The sequence below is a fragment of the Cellulomonas sp. APG4 genome, from assembly GCF_009996735.1.
Lineage (GTDB): Bacteria > Actinomycetota > Actinomycetes > Actinomycetales > Cellulomonadaceae > Actinotalea.
Window position 1 is genome coordinate 15,622 of sequence record NZ_JAACYI010000006.1, and the last position, 24,711, is coordinate 40,332.

Below are 24,711 nucleotides of genomic sequence, written 5' to 3' on the forward strand. Positions count from 1 at the left end.
GTGCGCCCCTTCGTGGAGGTCGAGGATCAGGCGTCGACCGTGACGATGTCGATGACCTTGCGGCCACGGCGCACGCCGAACTGCACCGAGCCGGGGGCGAGGGCGAACAGGGTGTCGTCGCCACCGCGGCCGACGTTGACGCCCGGGTGGAAGTGCGTGCCACGCTGGCGGACGATGATCTCACCCGCGTTCACGAGCTGACCGCCGAAGCGCTTGACGCCCAGACGCTGCGCGTTCGAGTCGCGACCGTTCCGCGAGGAGCTCGCGCCCTTCTTGTGTGCCATGACTGACCTTTCTTGGTGCTGGAGAACCGGGAGGGCCCGCAGGCCCGGCGATCACTTGATGCCGGTGACCTTGAGACGGGTCAGCTTCTGGCGGTGGCCCTGACGGACGCGGTAGCCCGTCTTGTTCTTGTACTTGAGGATGTCGATCTTGGGGCCCTTCTCGTCCCGCACGATCTCCGCCGTGACGGTGACCTTCGCGAGCGAGGCGGCGTCCGACGTCACCGTCTCCCCGTCGACGAGCAGGACGGCCGGCAGCTGGACGGTCGAGCCGGCCTCGCCGGACAGCCGGTCCACGACGACGACGTCGCCGACCGACACCTTCTCCTGGCGGCCACCAGCCTTGACGATCGCGTACACCACGTTGCTGCTCATCTCTACTCGGTTCTCACGCATATGACGTGCGAAGCGCTCTCGGGGAGTCCCGGCGCCCGGGGCACGTGGAAGCGGTGCGCTCACGGCGCACCGACGTTCCAGGGTACGGAAGGCGCCCACCTCCGGTCAAACGGGCGCGAGCACGTCAGTCCTCGGACTCCTCGGTCTCGACCGCGGCCACGCTCGCGACAGTGGCGTCGAGCTCGGCGGCCGCGGCCTCGCCGCCCGAGGGCACCGCGGCCTCGCCGCCCGAGGGCACCGCGGCCTCGCCGCCCGAGGCGACCGCCGCGTCGCCGTCCGAGGGACCGTCGCCGTGCTCGGACTCCGTCACGGCGTCGTGCTCGTGCTCGTGCTCGTGGGCGTGCGCCGCCGCGGCGGCGATCGTCGCGAGGGTCGCCTTGACGGCCTCCCGCGCGGCGGGCAGCACGGGCACGGCCGGCACGGGCGCGGCGGACGGCGCCCCGGACGCGCTTGACGAGCCGCCCTTCTTGCGCCGCGAGCGCTTCGACGAGCCACCCTCGGACTCGGTGTCCTGGCTCCCGCCGCCCTTGGCCTCGACCGGGTCGCTGTGCACGAGGAAGCCGCGCCCGTGGCAGTGCTCGCAGGTCTCGCTGAAGGCCTCGACGAGCCCCTGGCCCACGCGCTTGCGAGTCATCTGCACGAGGCCCAGCGACGTCACCTCGGCCACCTGGTGCTTGGTCCGGTCCCGACCGAGGCACTCGACGAGGCGACGCAGCACGAGGTCGCGGTTGGACTCGAGGACCATGTCGATGAAGTCGATCACGATGATCCCGCCGATGTCGCGCAGCCTGAGCTGGCGCACGATCTCCTCGGCGGCCTCGAGGTTGTTGCGCGTGACCGTCTCCTCGAGGGTGCCGCCCGCGCCCGTGAACTTGCCCGTATTCACGTCGATCACCGTCATGGCCTCGGTGCGGTCGATCACCAGGGAACCACCCGACGGGAGCCAGACCTTGCGGTCCATGCCCTTGGCGAGCTGCTCGTCGATGCGGTGCGCCGAGAAGACGTCACCCTCGCCGGCCCACCGCGAGACACGGTCCGCGAGGTCCGGCGCCATCGCCTGCACGTAGTCGGAGATGGTCGACCACGCGTCGTCGCCCTGGACCACGAGCGAACGGAAGTCGTCGTTGAAGATGTCGCGGACCACACGGATCGCGAGGTCCGGCTCGCCCTGCAGGAGCGCAGGGGCGGACGCCGTCCTCGCCTTCTTCTCGATCGCGGCCCACTGGTCCTGGAGCCGCTGCACGTCACGCCGCAGCTCCTCGTCCGAGGCACCTTCGGCCGCGGTGCGCACGATCACGCCCGCGGCGTCGGGAACGATCTCCTTGAGCAGCTTCTTGAGCCTCGACCGCTCGTTCTCGGGCAGCTTGCGCGAGATGCCCGTCATGCCGCCGCCCGGCACGTACACGAGGTACCGGCCCGCGAGCGTGATCTGCGACGTCAGGCGCGCACCCTTGTGGCCGATCGGGTCCTTGGTCACCTGGACGAGCACGGAGTCACCCGACTTGAGCGCCTGCTCGATGCGCCGCGGCTGCCCCTCGAGGCCCGCGGCGTCCCAGTTGACCTCACCGGCGTACAGCACGGCGTTGCGGCCCTTGCCGACGTCGACGAACGCCGCCTCCATGCTGGGCAGCACGTTCTGCACGCGGCCCAGGTAGACGTTGCCCGCCATCGAGCTCTGGGCGTTCTGGGCCGAGCGCGAGACGAAGTGCTCGACGAGGACGTTGTCCTCGAGGACGGCGATCTGCACGCGCCCCGCCTGCTCGCGCACGATCATCGCGCGCTCGACCGCCTCACGGCGGGCGAGGAACTCGGCCTCGGTCACGACGGTCCGGCGGCGCCCGGCGTCCCGGCCCTCGCGGCGACGCTGACGCTTGGCCTCGAGCCGCGTCGAGCCCTTGAGCGCCGTCACCTCGTCGGACGACGTACGGCCGGAACGGGTCGACCGGCTGGGTCGCTCGTCCGTCTGCCCGCCACCGCCCGAGCGACGCCGACGTCGACGACGGCGGCTCGAGGAGCCGCCCTCCTCCCCGTCCGACTCGTCGCCCGCGTCGTCCTCTGACGCGGCACCTCCCTGCGGGGCGTCGCCATCGGCGTCGTCCCCCGCGTCGGCATCGCCGTCGCCGTCCTCGCCGCGGTCACCGCCCCGGCTGCGCCGGCCGCGTCCACCGCGGCGCCGGCGGCGGCGACGTGCGCCCGCCGACTCCTCGTCCTGCTCGTCCTGCTCGTCCTGGCCCTCGTCGGGCGTCGTGTCCTCGGACGCGCCCTCGCCCTCCTGCGCGGCGTCGGCCGTGGTCGTCTCCTCGACGTCCTCGTCGGCGACCTCCTCGCCGGTGATCTCGGCGTCCTCGACCGGCACGGGCGGGCCCGCGGGGGCCTGCGCGCGACGACGACGGGGACGGTCGGGCTCGGGGGCCTGGAAGAGCAGCGCCGTGGTCGCGAGCCGCGGGCTCTCGCCGGCCCGCGGCGTCGTCCGGCCACCCAGCTCGGCCATCACGTCGAGCGGCGCCTCCCGCTCGGCCGGGGAGCCCGGGGGCGTCGCAGCCTCAGCCGTGGCCGTGTCGGCAGCCTTGCGCTTGGTCGTGCCGCGACCCTTGCGGGCGCGCGGCGCCTTCTCGTCCTCGGCGGCGGACTCCCCGGGCGGTACCTCCTCGGACGACGTCGCGGTGGCGGCGCCCTCCGTCGCCTCGGTGGCGGGCTTCTTGCGTCGGGCTCCGCGACGCGCCGGGGCGCCGCCCTCGGCAGGAGCGGTCGACCCGGGTGCCGCGTCCGCGGCCGGTGCGGTCGTGGCTTCGGTGCCCGCGGCGTCGTCGGCGGCCGCCGTCGCCTTCGCGGTCGCCTTGCGTCGCCGGGTGCGGGGCGCGGGCGCCTCCGCGGGGACGGGCGCCTCGGAGACCTCGCTCGAGGCCTCTGCCGTGTCGTTGGCGCCCCGGCCGGCCTCCTGGTGGGCGGCGTCGGCCGTCGGGGCGGTGGCCGGACTCGTGGCCCGGCGGCTGCGGCGCGCCCGGGCCGGGACCTCAGGGGCCTTCTCGGCCGGAGCGGGAGCGGCGGGGGTGCCGGTGGACGCGTCATCGGCCTGCGCCGCGGGGACGTCGGCTGCCGTGACCACGGGAGCGGCGGGCGCGGGGGTCGTGGACGCGCTGGTCGCGCGCCGTGAGCGGCGACGCGGCTGCGCACTCTCGGGCGTCGTCGCGGCGTCGGCGGTCGGGCTCTCGCCCTGGGTGTTCTCGGTCGTCACGGAGGTGCTCCGGCCCGAGGCCGTCCACACTCGCCGGCCTGCGGGCGGTTCGGTCGTCACGGGTGCGCGCACCTCGCGACGGAAGTCGTCGGGTCGTCTGCCTGGGCGGGCGGGCGGCACCGGCGCCTGCCGGTCACCTGGGAGGTGAGGCGGCGCGCGGCGAGCCGCGGACCTCGTCCAGCGGAACGTCGTCGGCGGAGGGAGCCGGTGTGGCGACCCCAACCACCGGCGTCAGTATCGCACAGGGGCTCTCGCGGACCACGCGACACGACGGGAGCGGAGGTGACGAGCCGTCACGAAACCGGGACCAAGGTCCCAGAGACGTCCCATGACCCGCTCCGTACCGTCGGAGGACCCCGCATCGAGAACCCCGGAGGCGAGCGTGGAGGCACTCGAGCTGGCCCGGTGGCAGTTCGGCATCACGACGGTGTACCACTTCATCCTGGTGCCGCTGACCATCGGCCTGTCCCCGCTCGTCGCGATCATGCAGACGGCATGGGTACGCACGGGCAACGAGCGCTGGCTGCGCCTGACGAAGTTCTTCGGCAAGCTCCTGCTCATCAACTTCGCGCTCGGCGTCGCGACCGGCATCGTCCAGGAGTTCCAGTTCGGGATGAACTGGAGCGAGTACTCGCGGTTCGTCGGCGACGTGTTCGGCGCGCCGCTCGCGATGGAGGCCCTCGCCGCCTTCTTCGTCGAGTCCACCTTCCTGGGGCTCTGGATCTTCGGCTGGGACAAGCTGCCCAAGCGCATCCACCTCGCGTGCATCTGGGCCGTCGCGATCGCGACGACGCTCTCGGCCTACTTCATCCTCGCGGCGAACTCGTGGATGCAGCACCCCGTGGGCGCCGTGTTCAACACCGAGACCGGCCGCGCCGAGATGGTGGACATCGGCGCCGTGCTGACGAACGTGACGCTGCTGGCCGCCTTCCCCCACACCATCACGGCCGCACTCCTGACGGGCGGCACCTTCGTCGCGGGCATCGCCGCGTGGTGGATGGTGCGGCTCGTGCGTGCGGGTCGCGCCGAGGAAGCCCGTGACGTGTACCGCCCCGCCGTCATGCTCGGGGTGGTGACGATGATCGTCGCCGGGATCGGCATCGGCGCGAGCGGCGACTGGCAGGCCAAGCTGATGTTCGACCAGCAGCCGATGAAGATGGCGTCCGCCGAGGCGCTGTGCGAGAGCGAGGACGGTGCGTCGTTCTCGATCCTCACGATCGGCGACCTCAGCAACAGCTGCGACGGCGTCGCGCACGTCATCGAGATCCCCGGACTGACCTCCTACCTGGCCACCGGCGACTTCAGCGCACCGATCGAGGGCGTCGAGGACCTCCAGGCCCGCTACGAGGCCGAGTACGGCGAGGGCGTGGACTACCGCCCGAACCTTCTGGTCACGTACTGGAGCTTCCGCCTGATGATCGGCCTCGCGGCGGGCAGCGTCGCCCTCTCGCTCGCGGCGCTGTGGCTGACCCGCCGCGGGCGTGTCACGGGCAACGTGTGGTTCGCGCGCCTCGGCATCTGGGCGATCCCCATGCCGTTCCTCGCGTCGTCGTTCGGCTGGATCTTCACCGAGATGGGTCGCCAGCCGTGGGTCGTCGTGCCCAACCCCAACCCGACGGGCGTCGACGGCGTCTGGATGCTCACCGCTCGCGGGGTCTCGACCGCCGTGGGCCCGGGTGCCGTGCTCGCGTCGATGATCACCTTCACCGTCATCTACGGGGTGCTGGGCGTGATCTGGTTCCGGCTGATCCGCCGCTACGCGGTGCAGGGCGTGGCCGACTCGGAGGTCGACCCGAGCCCCGACGGGCCGAACGGACGGCGCCCGGACCACCCCGACGAGCCCGACGACGCGTCCGACCGGCCGCTGTCCTTCGCGTACTGAGGAGACGACCATGGAGCTGTCGACCGTCTGGTTCATCCTCATCGCCGTGCTGTGGACCGGCTACCTCGTGCTCGAGGGCTTCGACTTCGGCGTCGGCATGCTGCTGCCCGTGCTGGGCCGCGGCGACAAGGACCGCCGTCTGATGATCAACACCATCGGCCCGGTCTGGGACGGCAACGAGGTGTGGCTGCTCACCGCGGGTGGAGCGACCTTCGCCGCGTTCCCCGAGTGGTACGCGACGATGTTCTCGGGGTTCTACCTGCCACTGCTGCTGATCCTGCTCGCCCTCATCGTGCGGGTGGTCGCGTTCGAGTGGCGCGGCAAGATCGACGACCCCGCGTGGCGCGCCTGGGCCGACCGCGCCCTCGTCGTGGGGTCGTGGGTTCCCGCAGTGCTGTGGGGCGTCGCGTTCGGGAACCTCGTGCGGGGCGTGCACCTCGACGCCGACCACCAGTACGTGGGCACGTTCTTCGACCTGCTCAACCCCTACGCCCTGCTCGGCGGCGCGACCACGGGCCTGATCTTCCTCACCCACGGGGCCGTGTTCCTCGCGCTCAAGACCCAGGGCGACATGCGGCACGCCGCGGGCGCCCTCGCGCAGCGGCTCGCCCTGGTCACCGCGGGCGTCGCCGGGGCGTTCGCCGTGTGGACCCAGGTCGCGTACTCGGTGGGCTGGACGTGGGTCGCCACCGCGGTCGCCGCGGCCGGGCTCGCCGCCCTCGTCGTCACGACGCGGCTGCGCCGCGAGGGCCGGGCGTTCCTCGCGTCGGCCGTGACGATCGTCGCCGCCGTCGTGCTCATCTTCGGCTCGATGTACCCCGACGTGATGCCCGCTCTCGACCCGGCCAACTCGCTCACCGTGGACAACGCGTCGTCGACGCCGTACACGCTCACGGTCATGACCTGGGTCGCCGTGGTCCTCACACCCGTGGTGCTGCTCTACCAGGGCTGGACCTACTGGGTGTTCCGCAAGCGGATCTCGACGGCCCACATCCCCGAGCACACCGGCCTCACGTTCGAGCGGGTGTGAGGCCGCTCGACCCGCGCCTGCTGCGTCGCGCGCGCGACGCCCGCCGCTACGTCCTGCTCACGGCCGCGCTCGGTGGCCTCACCGCGGCGCTGGTCGTGGCCCAGGCGATGCTCCTCGCGCGCGCGCTCGCACCGGTGGTCGAGGGCACCGCGGCCTGGGGCGACGTCGCGGGGGTGATCGGCTGGCTCGCCCTCGTCGTCGCGGCCCGCGCGCTGGCCGTGGGGCTGCAGGAGCGCTGGGCGCACCGCGCGGCGAACCGGACGATCGCCGACCTGCGCGGTCAGGTGCTCCGGCACGCCGTCGCGCTGGGACCGCGGCGCGACGGCGAGGGCCCGGCCCTCGCGACCCTCGTGACACGCGGTCTCGACGCCCTCGAGCCGTACTTCGTCCGGTACCTGCCCCAGCTCGTGCTCGCCGCGACGGTCACGCCGGCGACGCTCGCCGTCGTGCTCGGGCTGGACTGGATCGCGGCGGCCACGATCGCGTTCACGCTCCCGCTCGTACCCGTGTTCATGTGGCTCGTCGGGGTCGCGACGCAGACGTACGCCCAGCGGCGGCTCGTGGTGCTGCAGCGGCTGGGTGACCAGGTGCTCGACCTGCTCGCGGGCCTGCCCACCCTGCGCGCGTTCGGCCGCGAGCGAGGCCCCGCCGAACGTGTCCGCGCGCTCGGCGAGGCGCACGCGCGCGCGACCATGAGCACGCTCCGGGTCGCCTTCCTCTCGGGCATGGTGCTCGAGCTGCTGACCACGCTGTCGGTCGCACTGGTCGCCGTCGGCGTCGGGTTCCGTCTGGTCCACGGCGACCTCGACCTCCTGACCGGCCTCACCGTCCTCGTGCTGGCTCCCGAGGTGTTCGCACCCGTGCGGCAGGTCGGCACGCACTTCCACGCGTCGTCCGACGGCGTCGCGGCGGCCGAGCAGGCGTTCGACCTCCTCGAGCGCCCCACACCGCCCTCGGGCACGCTCGCGGCGCCCGACCTGCGGACGACGTCCGTGGCGCTCTCCGGGGTGGGGGTCGTCGCGCCCGGACGCGGTGCGCTCGCGCCCGCGGGCCTCGACCTCGACGTACGGCCCGGCTCGGTCGTCGCGCTCGCCGGCCCCAACGGCGTCGGCAAGACCACCGCGGCGCTCGTCGTCCTCGGGCTGCTCACCCCTGACCAGGGCCGGGTGGTGCTGCAGCCGGCCGGCGCTCCTCCCGTGGACCTCGCCGACGTCGACCGCACCTCTTGGTGGGCGCAGACGGCCTGGGTCCCGCAGCGCCCGACTCTCCTGCCGGGCTCGCTCGCCGCAGCCGTCGCCGCGGACCGCGAGGTGGCCCCGGACGCGCGTGCCCGGGCGGCCCGGCTGACCGGTCTCGACGAGGTGGTCGCCGCGCGGGAGGACGGCTGGTCGCACGTGCTGGGCCACGGCGGAGCAGGGCTGAGCCTCGGTGAGCGCCAGCGCGTCGCGCTCACGCGCGCCCTCCTGGGCGACGAGCAGCTCGTGGTGCTGGACGAGCCGTCGGCCCACCTCGACCACGATGGCGCCGCCGTCGTGCACCGGGTGGTCGACGAGCTGCGACGGCAGGGCCGCACCGTGCTGCTGGTCGCCCACCGCCGCGAGCTCCTCGCGACCGCCGACGTCGTGGTGACCGTCGGCGCCTCGGCCACGGAACCCGCGCGCGAGGAGGGTCGGGATGACTGAGCCGTTCCGCACGCGCGTGCGCCGGGACCCCCTCGTGCGCGCCATCGCCCTGCTCGGGGTGCGCTGGCCCCGCGTCGCCCTCGCGGTCCTCACCGGCGCGGGGGCCCTCGGCAGCGCCGTCGCGCTCGCCGCCGTCTCCGCGTGGCTCATCGCGCGCGCGTCGCAGATGCCGCCCGTGCTGCACCTGTCCGTCGCGGCCGTCGCCGTGCGGACGTTCGGCATCTCGCGCGGGCTGCTGCGGTACCTGGAGCGCCTCGTCTCGCACGACCTCGCGCTGCGCGGCATGGCGCACCTGCGCACCGAGGTCTACCGCCGGCTGGCCGACGGCCGCACCGCGCCCCTCGTCGCCCTCCGTCGCGGTGACCTGCTCGGCACCGTGGGCGCCGACGTCGACGCCGTCGGCGACGTCGTGGTGCGCGGCCTGCTGCCCGCGGCGGTCGCGGGCGTGGTGGGACTCGGCAGCGCGGTCCTCGTCGGCGTCCTGCTGCCCGCGGCCGGCGCGTGGCTCGCCCTGTGCCTGCTGCTCGCGGGCATCGTCGCGCCGTGGTGGGCGGTGCGCGCCGCACGTCGCACCGAGCGGCGCGCGCGGGCCGCCCGCACCGAGGTGGACGCGCTGACGCTCACCGCGCTCGAGGGCGGGGCCGAGCTCGCGGTCGCGGGCCAGGTCGACCCTCTGCTCGACACTCTCGCTCGACGCGAGCGCGAGGTCGCGCGCGCGGTCGACGCGGGTGCGCGTCCCGCGGCGGTGGCGGCTGCGACGGGAACGGCGGCGATGGGTCTCGCCGTGCTCGGCTCCCTCGTGCTGGGCATCCCCGCCACGGCCGCCGGAGCGCTCACGCCGGTCGAGCTCGCCGTCGTCGTCCTCACCCCGCTCGCGGCGTTCGAGGGTGCGGCTCTGCTGCCCGCCGCGGCCGTCCAGGTGCTGCGTTCGCACCACGCGGCCGCCCGCATCCTCGACCTGCTCGACGCCGCGGCGGAGCCGGTCCGCGCGGCATCCGTCCCGACGGCGCCCGGAGCCACGCCGTCGGGCGCGTCCGGCACGGGGGCGCAGACGCTGAGGGCGCGACGCCTCGCCTGCGCCTGGCCCGGCTCTCCGCCGGTGGTCCGGGGCCTCGACCTCGACATCGCCCCCGGGCGGCGGATCGCCCTGGTCGGCCCGAGCGGAGCCGGGAAGACGACGGTGCTGCTGACGCTCGCCGGCCTGCTCCCCCCGGCGGCGGGCTCGGTGACGCTCGACGGGCGGGACGTCGGTGCCCTCACACGTGCGGAGGCCGCCAGCGGCGTCGCGATGACGGCCGAGGACGCCCACGTCTTCGACACGACCGTGCTCGAGAACCTCCGCGTGGCCCGCGGCGACGTGACGCCCGACGAGGCGGCCGCCACCCTGGACGCCGTCGGGCTCGGTCCGTGGCTCGCGCGGCTGCCCGAGGGGCTCGACACGGTCCTCGGCCCCGACGCGCGACGCCTCTCCGGTGGCGAGAGGCGCCGCGTGCTGGTCGCCCGCGCACTCCTCGCCCCGGCGCCGCTGCTCCTCCTCGACGAGCCCACCGAGCACCTCGACGACGTCGACGGCGCCGTGCTGCGTGGCCTGCTCGACGGTTCGCTGACCCCGGGACGGGGTGTGCTGGTCGTCACGCACCGCCTCGCGGGCCTCGAGCGCGCGAGCGAGGTGATCCTGCTGGACCGGACGGGTAGCGTGCGAGCACGCGGTACCCACGACGAGCTGCTGGCCTCCCCCGCGGCCGACGCCTACCGCGCCGCATGGCAGACCGAGGTGCACCAGGAGACCCGATGACATCGATCCGTCAGCACCACGACGGGTCCCTCGCCGCGGCCGACCTGCTGCAGGCCGCCCTCGGGCTCGCGAGCGACCTCGACCTGCCGACCGTCCTCCAGCGGTTCGTCCAGGCCTCGGCAGACCTCACGGGTGCGCGCTACGCCGCGATCAACGTGCTCGACGCTCGCGGGCGGTCGACCACGTTCGTCCACACCGGCCTCGCACCCGAGCTCGCGCAGCTGCTCGGTCGGCCCCCGCACGCGATCGGCGTGCTCGCGGCGATCCCCGCGCACGGCACCCTGCGGCTGGGCGACCTCATGGAGCACCCCACGTTCCGTGGCTTCCCGCCGCACCACCCGCCCATGGGTTCGTTCCTCGGCACCGCGGTGCGCGTGCGCGACCGGGTGTTCGGCTACCTCTACCTGTCGGAGAAGCCGGGCGGGTTCACGGACGAGGACGACGAGGCGGTGCTCACCCTCGCGGCCGCCGCGGCGGTGGCGATCCAGAACGCCCAGCTCTTCGCGCAGGCCGAGCACCGCGAGCGCTGGCTCCAGGCCGGCCAGCAGATCACCACGATGCTGCTCTCGGGTGCCGACGAGGAGGACGTGCTCCAGCAGATCGCGGTGTCGTCCCGCGAGGTCGCGCGCGCCGACACGGCCGCTCTCGTGCTGCCGAGCACGGGCGACTCCCTGGTCATGGAGATCGTCGACGGGGTCGGCGCCGACGAGCTGCTGGGCACGGTGATGCCGCCCGACGGGCGCGCCCGCACGGTGCTGCGTGACGGCAACGGCCTCGTGGTCGACTCGCTGTCGCGCAGCCGCGCGATGCGGGTCGAGGCGATGCGGCAGTTCGGCCCGGCGCTCTACGCCCCGATGCAGGCCGACGGCCGCGGCGTGGGCGTGCTCGTCCTGCTGCGCCGGGTGGGCTCGGCGCCGTTCGACCCGAGCGACCTCACGACCGCCGAGTCGTACGCCGGGCAGGCGGCGATCGCGCTCGTGCTCGCCGAGGCGCGGCACGCGCAGGACGTCGCCGCGCTGCTCGACGAGCGCGAGCGGATCGCGCGCGACCTGCACGACCTCGCGATCCAGCAGCTCTTCGCCACGGGCATGCAGCTCGAGACCGTCCGCAGGCGAGCGGCCCGCGGCGTCGACCCGTCCGAGCTCACCGGGATCGTCGAGGACGCCCTCGACAACGTCGACTCGACGGTGCGCCAGATCCGCTCGATCGTGCACGCGCTGCGCGACCCGGACGCCGCAGCCCCCCTCGCGGAACGCCTGCGCCGCGAGGCCTCCCTCGCGCGCACGGGCCTCGGTTTCGCGCCGTCGCTGGTCGTGACCGTGGACGGGCGGGTCCTCGACTCCGCCGACGCCCTCGAGGGGGACGCGGGGACGCTCGACGACCGCGTGGGCGAGGACATGGCCGACGACGTCGTCGCCGTGGTGCGCGAGGGACTAGCGAACGCCGCACGGCACGCACGGGCGTCGTCCGTCGCGGTGCGCGTCGACCTCACGGGCGAGGCCCCGGACGGACGGATCACCGTCGAGGTCGAGGACGACGGCGCGGGCCTGCCGCCCGCGCGCGAGCGCAGGTCCGGCACGGACAACCTCGCGGCCCGTTCACGCCGGCACGGCGGCTCGTTCACGCTCGGCACGAGCGCCGAGGGCCGCGGCACCCTCCTCGCCTGGCAGGCACCGCTGCGTTCGCACTGAGCCGGCTCAGTCCTCGCTCGGACGCCAGGCGCTGCGCTTGTGGCCCGCGACCCAGGCAGCGGCCTGGGTGCGTCGCTGCAGGCCCATCTTCGCCAGCAGCGACGTGATGTGGTTCTTCACGGTCTTCTCGGCGACGCCCAGACGCTCCGCGATCTCGCGGTTCGACATGCCCTCGCCGATGAGGTCGAGGACCTTGCGCTCGCTCGGCGTGAGCTCGGACGTCGGGTCGTCGTGGCCCGCACGCCGTCGGGTCACGGTGCGCTCGTCGAGCAGCGTGCGACCGGCCGCCACCTGACGGATCACGTCGGCGATCTCGGCACCGCGCACCGTCTTGAGCACGTACGCCGCCGCACCTGCCTGCAGCGCCGCGGCGAGGGCGTCGTCGTCGTCGAACGACGTGAGGACGATCGCTCGGGTCTCCGGGAGCGTCTCTCGCAGGGCCGTCATGAGGTCGATCCCCGTGCCGTCGGGCATCTGCAGGTCGACGAGCATGACCTGCGGGCGCACGAGGTTGGCGCGCCTGATCCCCTCGGCCACCGAACCGGCCTCGGCGATGACCCCCATGCCCTCGCTGCGGTCGATCACCTCCGCGATCCCCCGTCGGACCACCTCGTGGTCGTCGACGATCATCACGGCGATGTCAGTGTGCCCGGACGCGGCGGGCGGGACGTTGGCTGCCACGGGCCAATCCTAGGGAACGCGCGCCCCCAGGGCCGAACCCGGCGCCGCGTGGCGTGGCGGACGCCGCTGGCAGCGGGGGCACGTGAACGACGAGCGGTTCATGAACGGCGTGCGCACCACGGGTGTGCCGCAGCGCGGGCAGGGCCGCCCGTGCTGCCCGTAGACCGCCAGGGCCCGGTCGAAGTAGCCCGAGGAGCCGTTGACGTCGACGTAGAGCGCGTCGAAGCTCGTGCCGCCGACACGCAGGGCGGAGCGCATCACGTCTGCCGCGGCGTCGAGGAGACGGGCGACGTCGCTCGGGCGGAGCCTGTCCGTCTGCCGTGCGAAGTGCAGCCGGGCGCGCCACAGGGCCTCGTCGGCGTAGATGTTGCCGATCCCCGACACGAGCGTCTGGTCGAGGAGCGCGCGCTTGACGTCGGTGCGACGTCGACGCAGGCCGCGGACGAGGGCCGCGCGGTCGAGGTGGGGGTCGAGGAGGTCACGCGCGATGTGGGCGACCGGCGTCGGCACGGCCGCGAGCCCGGAGCCGTGCCCACCCGGGGCGCCGTCGGCGGTGGGCACGAGGTCGGTCACCGCGAGGTGGCCGAACGTGCGCTGGTCCACGAAGTCGAGGCTCGCGACCGGCCCCTCGTCCAGGTGGATCCTGGCGCGCAGGTGCGGGTGCCCGACCGGGGATGCGGCGCGTCCGCGCACGAGCAGCTGACCGCTCATGCCCAGGTGCGCCATGAGCGCGTCGTCCTGCGCCGCGTCGTCCAGGACGAGCCAGAGGAACTTGCCGCGCCGGACGGCGGCCGTGAGCGTGCGGCCCTCGAGCCGGCCACGGAAGTCGGCGGCGCCGCCCTCGTGGCGGCGCACGCTCGAGTCACGACGCACCTCGACGTCGCGCACCCGTGCGCCGACCAGGTGCCGCGCGAGGCCGTCCCGGACGGTCTCGACCTCGGGGAGCTCGGGCACGTCAGCCCTCGGTGGCCACCGGGCCGACGGGCGCCCCCGCGGCCTCCTGCAGGGCACGGTAGGCGTCGGCCGCGGCCTCCTGCTCCGCGACCTTCTTGGCCGTGCCGGTCCCGGTGCCGACGACGTCCCCGTCGAGGACGATCTGCGCGGTGAAGGTGCGCGCGTGGTCCGGTCCCTCGCCCTCGCACCGGTACTCGGGCACGCCGCGCCCCAGACGGGCCGTGAGCTCCTGGAGCGACGTCTTCCAGTCCAGGCCGGCACCCAGGTCCGCCGCGTTGGCGAGCGTGTCCTCGACCAGCCGTGCGACGACCTCCCGCGCCGGCTCGAGACCGTGCGTCAGGTACACGGCGCCGAACAGCGCCTCGAGCGTGTCGGACAGGATCGAGTCCTTGTCCCGGCCACCGGTCGCGAGCTCGCCCTTGCCCAGCAGCAGGTAGGCGCCGAGGTCGAGCTCGCGCGCGATCGCGGCGAGGGAACGCTGCGACACGGTTGCCGCACGCATCTTCGCGAGCTCGCCCTCCGACAGCTCGGGGTGACGGCGGTAGAGCGTCTCGGTCACGACGAGACCCAGCACCGTGTCGCCCAGGAACTCGAGGCGTTCGTTCGTGGGGATGCCTCCGGCCTCGTGCGCGAACGACCGATGGGTCAGGGACAGCACGAGAAGCTCGGGGTCCAGGTGGACCCCGAGCTTCTCGACGAGCTGGGCAGGCGGTGTCGCGGACGGGCCTGCGTCACGCACGGGTCAGTGCGACTCGTGCTCGGTGCGCAGCGCCTCGGCGTACTGACGACCCTTGTACGCGCCGCACGACGGGCAGGCCTGGTGCGGGCGCGTCTGCGCCTGGCACCGGGGGCACGTGGTGAGGGTCGCGGCAGTCGTCTTCCACTGCGACCGACGCGCACGGGTGTTGCTGCGCGACATCTTGCGCTTCGGAACAGCCACGGCTAGCTCTCTTTCCTGTCGTCCAACACGTCCTTGATCCGGTCGAGCTCAGCCCACCGGGGGTCCAGCACCTCATGCGAGTGGTCCGCGTTCTCCGGGTCCGCGAGGCGTGCACCGCACTGCGGGCACAGACCCGGGCAGTCCGGCGAGCAGACCGGGCGGAACGGCAGTGCGGGCACCACCGCGTCCCGGACCACGGGCTCGACGTCGACCAGGTCGCCGTCGAGCTCGCGGATCTCCTCCTCGTCGTCCCCGTCCTCGACCGCGGCACGGGCGCGCTCAGGGTAGACGTAGAGCTCCTGGACGGGTGCGTCGACGTCCTCGACGACCTCCTCCAGGCAGCGCACGCACTCCCCGACGGCCCGGCCCCGGACGCTTCCGGAGACCAGGATCCCCTCCATGACCGCCTCGAGCCTCAGGTCGAGCTCGAGGTCGCTCCCGGTGGGGACGCCGATCACGGCGGTACCGAGGTCCTCCGGTGCAGGCACGGTGCGTCGCACCTCACGCATCGTCCCGGGGCGTCGACCGAGCTCGTGGACATCGAGCACGAACGGCGACGGGGGGTCGGCAGTGATGGCAGGCTCCGCAGTGGTTCCGGCGTCGAGGGATCTCGGTCCGCGCCGCGAGCGGCAGGACCAACGGGCAATGCTACGGCATCGCCGGGACCGCCCCCAAACGCCGCAGCGCCGACGCAGTGCCGACGCAGTGCCGACGCAGCGCCGACACGAGGCCAACCCGCTGAAGACCCGCTGCCGACCCGGCGCCGCTCAGCCCTCGGGGCCCTCGAGGCGCCCCGCGAGCTTGGCCCGGCCTGCCTGGACCTGCGCGATCACCTTCCCGAGGTCGATCTCGAAGTCCGCGAGCCTACGGTCGCAGTAGTCGTCAGCCTCACGGCGCAGGCGCTCGGCCTCGCGCTCGGCCGCTGCGACGACCTCGTCCGCGCGCACGCGCGCGGCATGCACCACCTGCTCGTGCGCGACGAGCTCCTCGGCGCGTGCCCGCGCGGTGGCGAGCACGTCGTCGGCCTGGCGGGCCGCACGGGCGAGCACCTCGTCCGCCCGGGCGAGCACCTCGTCGGCACCCGCGAGCTGCGCCGGGAGCATCTCGCGGGCCTGGGCGAGCAGGTCGAGGAGCTCGGCGCGGTTGACGAGCACCGAGGACGACATCGGCATGGCCCTGCCGTGGCCGACGGCGTCCTCGAGGGCCCCCAGCACGCCGGTCAGCCCTTCCCGTGGCTCGTGGGCGCCGGCCCGCTCGCCGGCCCGGCCCACGGGCTCGTGCGACTCGCTCATGGCCTCGTCCCTCCCCTCGCGGCGAGCGCGGCACGCACCGCGTCGCCCACGCCGGGCGGCACCAGGTCGTCGATCTCTCCCCCGTGCCGCGCGACGTCCTTGACCAGCGAGCTCGCGATGTGCAGCACGGTGCGGCCCGCGGGCAGGAAGACGGTCTCGACGCCCGTGAGGTGCCGGTTCATGAGCGCCATCGGCAGCTCCGCGTCGAGGTCGGACCCGCCACGCAGCCCTTTGAGGAGCACGTCGGCACCGGCGTCGCGGCAGAAGTCGACCAGCAGGCCGGTGACGGGCGCGACACGCACGTTGGGCAGGTCCGCGACCGCGCGGGCGGCGAGCTCGACCCGCTCATCGACGTCGAGGAGCGGCTGCTTCGCGCTGTTGCTCGCGACGGCGACCACCACCTCGTCGAACAGGGCGGCACCTCGCCGGACGACGTCGAGGTGGCCGAGGGTGATCGGGTCGAACGACCCCGGGCAGACGGCGGTGCTCACCCGGCCACTGTAGGACCGCTCCCGGTCCACGTCGCGAAGTGCAGCACGGTCTCGCCGTACCGTCGGTCGCCGTCGCGACGCAGCCCCGCGGGCCAGCGCGGCTCGGGGCTGCGGCTCGAGCGCTCGACGACGACCAGCGCGTCCTGCGCGAGCTGGGTGACGAGCACCTCGAGCACCTCGGCGAGGTCGTCCTCGCCGAGGTCGTAGGGCGGGTCGAGCACGGCGAGGTCCACCGGGTCCCCCGTGCGCCGCCGCAGGTGGGCCAGCACCTTGTCGGGCACGACGACGACTCCGTCGAGCCCGAGGGCCGCGACGTTGCGTCGGCACACGGCGGCCGCGGCGCGCGCCGCCTCGACGAGCTCGACCGTCCGCGCGCCGCGACTCGCGGCCTCGAGCCCCAGGGCTCCGGACCCCGCGAACAGGTCGAGCACGACGGCGTCGTCGAGCGCGTCGGCGTGCTCGAGCCGGGAGAAGAGCGCCTCGCGGACGCGGTCGCTCGTCGGGCGCGTCCCCCGCGGCGGCACCGCGAGGCCCCGACCGCCGGCGACCCCGGCCACGATCCTGGTCACCGCGCCAGCCTAGGCGGGCTCACGTGCGATCGAGGAACTCCTCGCGCCGAGGGTCGAGCCACGCCTCGATGGCGCGTGCCAGGACGGGCCTGGTCAGCAGCGTGACGTCCTCCCCCACCACGTCGACCGCGTCCTGACGCGCCTCCTCGATGACCTCGGCGTGGTCGACCACGCGCAGCAGCCGCAACGAGGTCCCCCCGGACTGCGAGGACCCCAGCACGTCGCCCTCCCGTCGCAGCTGCACGTCCACGGTCGCGAGCCGGAAGCCGTCGCTCGTCTCGGCGAGCGTGCGCAGACGCGTCGCTGCGTCCGTGCCGTCCTCGGCAGAGCTGAGCAGCAGGCACAGGCCCGGGTCGCGCCCGCGGCCCACCCGTCCACGCAGCTGGTGCAGCTGCGACAGCCCGAACCGCTCGGCGTCCAGCACCACCATGACGGTCGCCTCGGGCACGTCGACGCCGACCTCGATCACGGTCGTGGACACGAGCACGGGAGCCCGCCCGTCGGCGAACCTGGCCATCGCCGCGTCCTTCTCCGCCGCGGGCATGCGCCCGTGCAGCACGCCCACCTCGACCCCCGCGAGCGCGGGGTCGGCGCGCAGCCGCTCCGCGACGTCGAGCACGGCGTGCAGCGGCCGGGCCCCCTCACCCTCCCCCGCGAGCAGGTCGGCGTCGTCGGTGCCCTCGACCCCCGTCGTGTCGTCGGACGTGATCCGCGGGCACACGACGTAGGCACGCCGTCCGGCATCGACCTCCTCGCGCACCCGCCGCCACGTGCGCCCGACCCAGGTGGCGTTGTCGGCCGGGACCACGTGCGTGGTCACGCCCGCGCGCTCGGCCGGGACCTGGGCCAGAGTGGAGGTCTCGAGGTCGCCGAACACCGTCATCGCGACGGTGCGCGGGATGGGCGTCGCGGTCATCACCAGGAGGTGGGGGGTCGTGCCCGAGCGCGTGCGCAACGCGTCGCGCTGCTCGACCCCGAACCGGTGCTGCTCGTCCACGACCACGAGGCCGAGGTCGGCGAACTGGACCTTGTCGCCGAGCAGCGCGTGCGTCCCGACCACGATCCCGGCCCGTCCCGACGCGGCGTCGAGCAGCGCCTCGCGTCGCTCGGTGGCGCCCTGCGATCCCGTGAGCAGCACGACCCTCGTCGCGGCCTCGGCCTGGGTGAGCATGCCGGCCTCGGCGAGAGGGCCGAGCAGGGCACGCAACGTGCGCACGTGCTGCGCGGCGAGCACCTCGGTGGGCGCGAGCAGCGCGGCCTGCCCGCCCGAGTCGACCACCTGGAGCATCGCGCGCAGCGCGACGACGGTCTTGCCCGAGCCCACCTCGCCCTGGAGCAGCCGCTGCATCGGGACGGCCTGGGCCAGGTCGTGCGCGATCTGCTCACCCACCGTCCGCTGTCCCTCGGTGAGGGTGAAGGGCAGCCGCTCGTCGAAGGCCGCGAGGAGCCCGGGGGCGCCGTCGGACGCGCCGGGCCGGGCCACGGCACCCAGGGCCGCGGTGATCGCGCGCCTGCGCGCGAGCGCGGCCTGGAGGACGAACGCCTCCTCGTAGCGCAGCCGGCGTCGCGCGCGCTGCCAGTCGCGCTCGGAGAACGGCTCGTGCACGAGCCGCAGCGCGGTGTGCAGGTCGACCAGGCCCCGACGCTCGCGCACCTCGTCCGGCAGCGGATCGGGCACGTCGGCCGGGTCGAGCGGGTCGAGGACCGTGCGGACGGCGCGCTGGATGCGCCAGGTCGGGATGGCGGCGCTCGCCGGGTACACGGGGACCGGTCTGCTCGCCTCGAGCATGACGGTCGCCTCGTCGTCCGCGTCGACGCCGACGAGCTGGTACTCGGGGTGGGTCAGCTGGAGCTCGCCGCGGTACTCGCCCACCGTCCCGGTGAACATGCCCAGGCGCCCGGGGCGCAGGCGGTCCTCGTGCGGCCGCAGGGAGCCGCGGTGCCGTGCGAAGAACGTCAGGTGCAGCGACCGCACGCCGTCGGTGACCTTGGCCTGGAGCATCGCCCCGCCACGTGAGCGCATGTCGCGCACGGTCGCCTGCTGCACGCGAGCCATCACGGCCACGTGCTCGCCCACCACGAGCGACGCGAGGTCGCTCATGCGCCCCGGCTCGACGTACCGCCGCGGGTAGTGCCGCAGCAGGTCCCCCGCCGTGACGAGACCGAGCTTCTCGAGCGCACCGGCCGTGCGCGTCCCGAGCACCTTGCGCAGCGGCTCGGCGAGCCGGTCCTCGCTCACTCGACCCCCAGCACGATCCCGGCTCCGGAGCGACCCGACGGGAGCTCGACCAGCTCGACACCCGGGCACGTCGCCCTCAGGTGCGTCCGGAGCTGCTCGACCGCCGCGGGCGGCGTCTGCTCGGCCACGAGCACCGTCACGATCGCCGTCGCGTCGTCGACCACGCCGTGCAGCACCTCGACCGGATCGGCGCCCGCGGGCACCTCGACGCAGCGGACGGCGTCGACCGCTGAGCGCACCTCCTCGAGCAGGGTGTCGGGCGCCAGGCGCGCCCCCGACGCGAGGGTGGCAGCGCCGACCGTGAGCTGCACCTCCGTGATCGCGTCGAGCACGTCGACGACGACGTCGCCGAGGCCGCCACGGTGCCGCACCTCGCCGAGGCCAGGCGCCGAGAGCACGAGCACGCGGTCGGCTCCCGTGTCGTCGAGCGCCCGGTCGAGGGCGGCGTCGCTGGGCACGCCGTCGCGCGCGACGACGACGACGGCGCCCGCCCGCGCGAGGTCCGCCGCGAGACCGGGGCAGGTGGTGACCGCGACCAGGCCGAGCCCCGGTCGGCGCGCACCGTGCACGCCCGACTGGCTGAGCAGGTGCCGCACGCTGACCTGCTCCTGGGTCACGCCGAGGGCCGCGTACGCACGGGGGACGGCGATCGCCGCGGCGGCGTCGTCGGTGTGGACGTGCGCCTGCCACAGGCCCTCCGCCCCGACGACCGCGACCGAGCCGCCCACCGCGTCCAGGCCGGTGCGCAGCTCGTGGGCGATGTCGACGGGGGCACCGGCGGGGGCGGCCACGAGGTACATGACCTCGAGGTCGCCGCCCTCGTCGACGGCGTGCGCGTCGTGCGGGCACTGCGTCGCGTCCCCCTCCGCGGTGGCCAGCGGCTCGCGCGGCGGGTGCGACGAGCCGAGGGCGTGCGCGAGCGCCTCGAGGATGAGCAGCAGGCCCCAGGCACCCGCGTCGTGCACGCCTGCGGCGGCGAGCACGGGCAGCTGTCCGGAGGTGCGCGCGAGCGCGTCGAGGCCCTCGTCGAGCGCTGTGTCGAGCACGGCGACGGCGTCGGCGGGCCCCGACGACACGGGCGCGACGAGACGGCCGGCGGCGGCCTCGACCTCGCGCGCGACCGTGAGCACGGTTCCCTCGACGGGGTGGGCGACGGCGTCGTGCGCCGCCTCGGCCGCGCGTTCGAGGGCTCGCGCGAGCGCCGCGCCGTCGAGGGCGTGCCGGCGGCTCGCGGCGGCGAGCTCGGCACACAGCACCGCGACGTACTGCCCGACGATGACCCCCGAGTTGCCGCGGGCCGCGCGGACGGAGGCACGCGCGAACCCACGCACGACGTCGGCCGTCGGTGCCCCCGGAGCCAGCCGCCCGACCGCGGCTGCGGCCTCGGCGAACGTGAGGTAGAGGTTCGTGCCGGTGTCGGAGTCCGCGACCGGGAACACGTTCAGCGCATCGAGCTCGTGCCGCCGGTCGGCGAGTACCTGGCGTGCGCCCTCGGCCCATCGCCGGACGCCGGCGGCGTCGAGGGATGCGCCGTCACCCGCGGCGTCGACGCGGGCGGCAGGAGTGGCGGCGTCGGCCCGCGCCTGCTCGGCTCGCTGCACGCCACCTCCTCCTGCTCGTCCGTCATGGTCCCGCGTCCACGACCGGTCGACGACCGGCCCGCGCACCATCGCAGGGCCGCTCGACGCACGGTCGGCGCAGGCCACCGTACGGGCGCCGCCCGACGTTTGGGAGGCTGGCCCGCGATCGGCTACCCTAGCGAGGTTGCCCGGGTGAGCCCTGGGCAGGTGCGAGACGTCCTCGCGGTCCCCGAGCGGCCGCCGTGGGACCTCGTACGACCGAGACCGACAGCCGTCCTCGACGTGAGCGCGCGGCATGCACCGATCAGGAGACAACGTGGCTGCGAACTGCGACGTCTGTGGCAAGGGCCCGGGCTTCGGGCACAGCATCTCGCACTCCCACCGTCGCACCAAGCGTCGCTGGAACCCGAACATCCAGCGCGTGCGCGCGGTCGTGGCGGGATCGCCCAAGCGCCTGCACGTGTGCACGTCGTGCCTCAAGGCCGGCAAGGTGCAGCGCACCGCCTGAGTCCCAGCACAGCACAGCGCCCGCGGAGCCCCGGCCCCGCGGGCGCTGTGCTGTCCCCGGGCCCGTCGTGCGACGGCGTACGCCTCCCCGTCCGTCGCGGCGACGTCTCCGTCCACGGGTGGTGGCCTCGCCCGGCTCCAGATGGCATGGTGTCGGTCATGGTGGACGATCTCGCCGACCCGGTGATCCGTAGGGCGACGGTGGACGACGCCGAGCCCATCGCCCGGGTGCACGTCGCCTCGGTGCGTCACGCGTACGCGGGTCTCGTCGACGACGCGTACCTCGCGGGGCTCGACGTCGAGGCCCGCGCGGCGTGGTGGCGCGACCTGCTCGACAGCCCCGGCGCGGGTACCACGGTGTGGGTCGCCGAGGACGAGAGCGGTGCGGTCGGCTTCCTCTCGCTCGGCCCGAGCGGCGACGAGGACGCCGACCGCCGCACGATGCAGATCCACACGCTCTACCTGGAGCCGTCGGCATGGGGCCGCGGGATCGCGCGCGAGCTCATGCGGACCGCGCTCGCCGATGTCCCGGAGGGTGCGCCCGTGACGCTCTGGGTGCCCGACGCGAACGAGCGCGCGCGCCACTTCTACCGCCGCAACGGCTTCACCGCGGACGGCGTGGAGCGCGTCGAGGACGTGGACGGCGAGCCGCTGCGCGAGGTGCGCTACCGGCGGGACTGACCACCGAAGTGGTCCCAGCCCGGCACGCCCGAGGCGCGGGCGCCGTCGACGAGCACCCCGGGTCCGTCTCCCGCGAGAGGCGCCCGCGCCCGGCCGATGCGGCGGAAGCCGTCGGGGACGGTCGAGCCCGCGGGCATCGTCGCCAGCAGGCCGTGGTCCTCACCCCCCGTGAGCAGCCAGGGCCAGGGATCCGTCCCTAGCTCGTCCGCTGCCGCCCCGAGCGGCCCGAGGTCGGCCGCCAGCAGGTCACGCGAGAGGTCGAGCACGACGCCCGACGCCCGCGCCATCCTCCCGGCGTCACGCAGCAGCCCGTCCGAGACGTCGAGCATCGCGGTCGCACCCGCGCCGCCCGCCACGCGCCCGGCGTCGACGGGCGGCGCGGGCGCCCGGAACGCCGCGAGCAGATGCGCCACGGCCGCGCCGCCGGGCTCGTGACCGGCGCCCGCGTCGAGGAGCGCGAGGCCGGCCGCGGACCAGCCGAGGACGCCGGCATGGACCACGGCGTCCCCCGGGCTCGCCCCCGAGCGCAGCACGGGCGCGCGCCCCTCGAGGTCGCCGTGGACGGTGACGGCCACCACCACCTGGTCCCCGCTCGACAGGTCTCCGCCCACCACCCCCACGCCGTGCGGGCCGCACACGTCGGCGAGCCCGCGGGCCAGGTCGGTGACCCAGGCGACCGGGAGGCCGACAGGCATCACGAGCGCCACGACCAGTGCCGTGGGCCGGGCACCCATGGCCGCCACGTCCGCGAGGTTCTGCGCTGCGGCGCGGCGCCCCACGTCCCTGCCACCGGACCAGCCGAGCCGGAAGTGCCGGCCCTCGACGAGGACGTCGGTCGACACCACCACACGTCCGTCGGGCGCCGCGACCACGGCCGCGTCGTCCCCGGGGCCCAGGAGGGTCGCCTTCCCGACGGGCAGCAGCGGGAACACCCGCGCGAGCAGCTCGTCCTCGCCCAGGTCACCGACACGCACGCCCTCACCGACCGTGCTGCTCACCCGTTCCACGCCCGCCACGCTACCGAGTCGGTGACCGTCCGCAGGTGTGGCTACGGTGGCCGTGTGCCCCAGCCGACCTCGTCCCCCTCGGCGGTTCGCCGCCCGGCCCGGAACCGCACCGCAGCGGCGAGCGCGGCCGCCGCGCTCGTCGGCCTCGCGGCGTGCTCGAACCCGGTCCCCGTGGAGGTCGCCCCGTACGCGGCGGACCCGCTCTGCGCGTCCGTCGTGCTCGCGCTGCCGGACTCGCTCGAGGGCCTCGAGCGGATCGACACGGGCAGCCAGGCGACGGTCGCCTGGGGCGAGCGCGACGCACCCGTCGTCCTGCGCTGCGGGGTCGAACCGCCGGGACCGAGCACGGAGCAGTGCGTGACCGCCGACGACGGCACCACGGCCGTCGACTGGCTCGCGGTGCCGGACGACGCCACGGCGGCCGAGGACGAGGTGGGCTGGACCTTCACGACCTACGGCCGCGCGCCGGCGGTCGAGGTGCGGGTGCCGGCGGAGGTGGTGGGCAGCCGTTCCACGTCGTTCCTGCTCGACCTGGGGCCCGCGGTCGCTCTCGTCGAGCAGACCCGCGCCTGCCTGTGACCGACGGCGCGAGCCGAGGTCAGCGCAGGCCCGTCCCGCGCGCGAGCGCGAGCTGGAGCAGCTCGTCGATCAGGTCGGGGTAGGCGAGCCCCGTGGCCTCCCACATGCGCGGGTACATCGAGTACGGCGTGAAGCCGGGCATGGTGTTGATCTCGTTGACCACGACGTCGCCGCCCTCGGTCACGAACGTGTCGACCCGCGCCAGGCCCTCGCAGCCGATCGCCTCGAACGTCCGGGCCGCGAGGTCGCGTACACGCTCGATCACGTCCTGGGGCAGGTCGGCCGGGCAGCTGAGCGCGACGCCGTCCTCGTCGAGGTACTTGGCCTCGAAGTCGTAGAACGCGTGCTCCGGGTCGAGCACCACGATCTCGCCGGGCAGCGAGGTGCGCGGCTGCGCCCCGTCGCGCCCGCCCAGCACGGCGCACTCGACCTCTCGGCCCTGGACGCCCGCCTCGACCAGCACCTTCGGGTCGTGCTCCTGGGCGGCAGCGACCGCGGCCGGCAGATCGGCGAGGTCGTCGACGCGCGAGATCCCCAGGCTCGAGCCAGCGCGCGCGGGCTTGACGAACACAGGGAGCCCGAGCGCCTCGACCGCGGCCGTCCACGGAGCCGGGTCCCGCTCCCACGCGCCAGGTCGCAGCACGGTGTACGGGGCGACGGGAATTCCCTGACCTGCGAGGACGAGCTTCATGTAGTGCTTGTCCATGCCCACGGCGGACGCGAGCACGCCGGCACCCACGTAGCGCACCCCGGCGAGGTCGAGCATGCCCTGGAGCGTCCCGTCCTCGCCGTACGGGCCGTGCAGCAACGGCAGCACGACGTCGACCCTGCCGAGCACGCTCGGGACCGCGCCGGCGCGCACGACGGTCAGCTCGGTGTCCTCCGTCGAGCGCGGGAGCAGCACCTCGGCGCCGTGCGCGTCCGTCACCTCGGGCAGCCGGCCGTCGGTGATGCGCCAGCGCTCGGGCTCGTCCTCGACGAGGACCCAGCGACCGGTGCGCGTGATGCCGACGGGAACGACGTCATAGCGCTCGCGGTCGATCGCCGCGAGCACGCCGCCCGCGGTCGCGCAGCTGATGCCGTGCTCGCCCGAGCGTCCGCCGAACACGACGGCGACGCGTGGCCTCCCCTCGGGGAGCGGCGCCGGGACGGGGGCTGGGGCGGTCGTGGCATCCATCGTGGCCGACCCTACCGGCGGC

23 protein-coding genes are annotated in these 24,711 nt (G+C 74.7%); 8 read left to right on the plus strand and 15 right to left on the minus strand.

Features of this window, described 5'->3' with window-relative positions; all coding sequences use genetic code 11:
• Nucleotides 1–26: 26 nt before the first annotated feature.
• The 3 genes from rpmA to GXB85_RS06395 all read right to left on the minus strand — a co-directional run bounded on the left by rpmA (nt 27) and on the right by GXB85_RS06395 (nt 3,912).
• Entirely contained in the window at nt 27–284 is a 258-nt protein-coding gene (gene rpmA / locus GXB85_RS06385) for a 50S ribosomal protein L27 (RefSeq protein ID WP_161916810.1), read from the minus strand.
• A 51-nt stretch (nt 285–335) separates the two neighbouring features.
• On the minus strand, nt 336–644 hold the full coding sequence (gene rplU, locus GXB85_RS06390) for a 50S ribosomal protein L21 (RefSeq protein WP_370524064.1): 309 nt from the start codon (nt 642–644) through the stop codon (nt 336–338).
• 157 nt (nt 645–801) lie between these two features.
• A complete protein-coding gene (locus GXB85_RS06395; RefSeq protein ID WP_370524040.1) occupies nt 802–3,912 on the minus strand; it encodes an Rne/Rng family ribonuclease in 3,111 nt (1,036 codons plus the stop codon).
• 382 nt (nt 3,913–4,294) lie between these two features.
• Here GXB85_RS06395 and GXB85_RS06400 point away from each other — a divergent pair, with 382 nt between their 5' ends.
• From GXB85_RS06400 to GXB85_RS06420, 5 genes are read left to right on the plus strand one after another with little or no spacing between them, the layout of a single operon-like run.
• Nucleotides 4,295–5,794 carry a cytochrome ubiquinol oxidase subunit I gene (locus tag GXB85_RS06400; RefSeq protein ID WP_161916812.1) on the plus strand — a complete coding sequence of 500 codons (1,500 nt, stop codon included), beginning with the start codon at nt 4,295–4,297 and terminating at the stop codon, nt 5,792–5,794.
• Between the two features lie 10 nt (nt 5,795–5,804).
• Nucleotides 5,805–6,824, plus strand: a complete 1,020-nt coding sequence (gene cydB, locus GXB85_RS06405; protein WP_161916813.1) for a cytochrome d ubiquinol oxidase subunit II — start codon at nt 5,805–5,807, stop codon at nt 6,822–6,824.
• The gene (gene cydD / locus GXB85_RS06410) at nt 6,821–8,506 is read left to right on the plus strand and encodes a thiol reductant ABC exporter subunit CydD (protein ID WP_161916814.1); all 1,686 of its coding nucleotides are present in this window, start codon (nt 6,821–6,823) and stop codon (nt 8,504–8,506) included. Before cydB ends, cydD begins: the two co-directional genes overlap by 4 nt.
• Complete coding sequence (cydC, locus tag GXB85_RS06415) at nt 8,499–10,301, plus strand: thiol reductant ABC exporter subunit CydC (RefSeq protein ID WP_161916815.1); 1,803 nt, start codon at nt 8,499–8,501, stop codon at nt 10,299–10,301. The genes cydD and cydC overlap by 8 nt, the downstream gene beginning before the upstream one ends.
• On the plus strand, nt 10,298–11,992 hold the full coding sequence (locus tag GXB85_RS06420; protein WP_237728041.1) for a GAF domain-containing sensor histidine kinase: 1,695 nt from the start codon (nt 10,298–10,300) through the stop codon (nt 11,990–11,992). Before cydC ends, GXB85_RS06420 begins: the two co-directional genes overlap by 4 nt.
• A gap of 6 nt (nt 11,993–11,998) precedes the next feature.
• Here GXB85_RS06420 and GXB85_RS06425 read toward each other — a convergent pair whose 3' ends face one another.
• From GXB85_RS06425 to GXB85_RS06470, 10 genes are all read right to left on the minus strand, one after another.
• The gene (locus GXB85_RS06425; RefSeq protein ID WP_161916922.1) at nt 11,999–12,622 is read right to left on the minus strand and encodes a response regulator transcription factor; all 624 of its coding nucleotides are present in this window, start codon (nt 12,620–12,622) and stop codon (nt 11,999–12,001) included.
• Between the two features lie 60 nt (nt 12,623–12,682).
• On the minus strand, nt 12,683–13,627 hold the full coding sequence (gene mutM, locus GXB85_RS06430) for a bifunctional DNA-formamidopyrimidine glycosylase/DNA-(apurinic or apyrimidinic site) lyase (protein ID WP_161916817.1): 945 nt from the start codon (nt 13,625–13,627) through the stop codon (nt 12,683–12,685).
• 1 nt (nt 13,628) lies between these two features.
• The gene (rnc, locus tag GXB85_RS06435; protein WP_161916818.1) at nt 13,629–14,366 is read right to left on the minus strand and encodes a ribonuclease III; all 738 of its coding nucleotides are present in this window, start codon (nt 14,364–14,366) and stop codon (nt 13,629–13,631) included.
• 3 nt (nt 14,367–14,369) lie between these two features.
• A complete protein-coding gene (rpmF, locus tag GXB85_RS06440; RefSeq protein WP_161916819.1) occupies nt 14,370–14,567 on the minus strand; it encodes a 50S ribosomal protein L32 in 198 nt (65 codons plus the stop codon).
• Between the two features lie 2 nt (nt 14,568–14,569).
• A complete protein-coding gene (locus tag GXB85_RS06445; RefSeq protein WP_161916923.1) occupies nt 14,570–15,076 on the minus strand; it encodes a DUF177 domain-containing protein in 507 nt (168 codons plus the stop codon).
• A 258-nt stretch (nt 15,077–15,334) separates the two neighbouring features.
• Nucleotides 15,335–15,859, minus strand: a complete 525-nt coding sequence (locus tag GXB85_RS06450; RefSeq protein WP_237728042.1) for a hypothetical protein — start codon at nt 15,857–15,859, stop codon at nt 15,335–15,337.
• On the minus strand, nt 15,856–16,350 hold the full coding sequence (coaD, locus tag GXB85_RS06455) for a pantetheine-phosphate adenylyltransferase (RefSeq protein ID WP_161916820.1): 495 nt from the start codon (nt 16,348–16,350) through the stop codon (nt 15,856–15,858). The genes GXB85_RS06450 and coaD overlap by 4 nt, the downstream gene beginning before the upstream one ends.
• Nucleotides 16,347–16,919, minus strand: coding sequence for a 16S rRNA (guanine(966)-N(2))-methyltransferase RsmD (gene rsmD / locus GXB85_RS06460; RefSeq protein WP_161916821.1), 573 nt, complete (start codon nt 16,917–16,919; stop codon nt 16,347–16,349). The genes coaD and rsmD overlap by 4 nt, the downstream gene beginning before the upstream one ends.
• A 19-nt stretch (nt 16,920–16,938) precedes the next feature.
• Nucleotides 16,939–19,158: an ATP-dependent DNA helicase RecG gene (locus GXB85_RS06465; protein WP_161916822.1), complete on the minus strand. Its 2,220-nt coding sequence runs from the start codon at nt 19,156–19,158 to the stop codon at nt 16,939–16,941.
• Nucleotides 19,155–20,759, minus strand: a complete 1,605-nt coding sequence (locus GXB85_RS06470; protein WP_161916823.1) for a DAK2 domain-containing protein — start codon at nt 20,757–20,759, stop codon at nt 19,155–19,157. The genes GXB85_RS06465 and GXB85_RS06470 overlap by 4 nt, the downstream gene beginning before the upstream one ends.
• 295 nt (nt 20,760–21,054) lie before the next feature.
• On the opposite strand from GXB85_RS06470, the gene rpmB reads away from it, so the two are divergent.
• Together rpmB and GXB85_RS06480 are read left to right on the plus strand one after the other, a co-directional pair.
• Entirely contained in the window at nt 21,055–21,246 is a 192-nt protein-coding gene (rpmB, locus tag GXB85_RS06475; protein WP_161916824.1) for a 50S ribosomal protein L28, read from the plus strand.
• 158 nt (nt 21,247–21,404) lie between these two features.
• Complete coding sequence (locus tag GXB85_RS06480; protein WP_161916825.1) at nt 21,405–21,926, plus strand: GNAT family N-acetyltransferase; 522 nt, start codon at nt 21,405–21,407, stop codon at nt 21,924–21,926.
• Here GXB85_RS06480 and GXB85_RS06485 read toward each other — a convergent pair.
• Complete coding sequence (locus GXB85_RS06485) at nt 21,911–22,933, minus strand: thiamine-phosphate kinase (RefSeq protein ID WP_370524042.1); 1,023 nt, start codon at nt 22,931–22,933, stop codon at nt 21,911–21,913. The genes GXB85_RS06480 and GXB85_RS06485 overlap by 16 nt on opposite strands.
• A 54-nt stretch (nt 22,934–22,987) precedes the next feature.
• Between GXB85_RS06485 and GXB85_RS06490 the strand changes: the two genes are divergently transcribed.
• Complete coding sequence (locus GXB85_RS06490; RefSeq protein WP_161916826.1) at nt 22,988–23,512, plus strand: DUF3515 domain-containing protein; 525 nt, start codon at nt 22,988–22,990, stop codon at nt 23,510–23,512.
• A 19-nt stretch (nt 23,513–23,531) separates the two neighbouring features.
• Here the strand turns inward: GXB85_RS06490 and GXB85_RS06495 are convergent, their stop codons facing one another.
• Nucleotides 23,532–24,689 (minus strand): D-alanine--D-alanine ligase family protein, encoded by a 1,158-nt coding sequence (locus tag GXB85_RS06495; RefSeq protein WP_161916827.1) that lies wholly within the window; start codon nt 24,687–24,689, stop codon nt 23,532–23,534.
• Nucleotides 24,690–24,711: the final 22 nt, after the last annotated feature.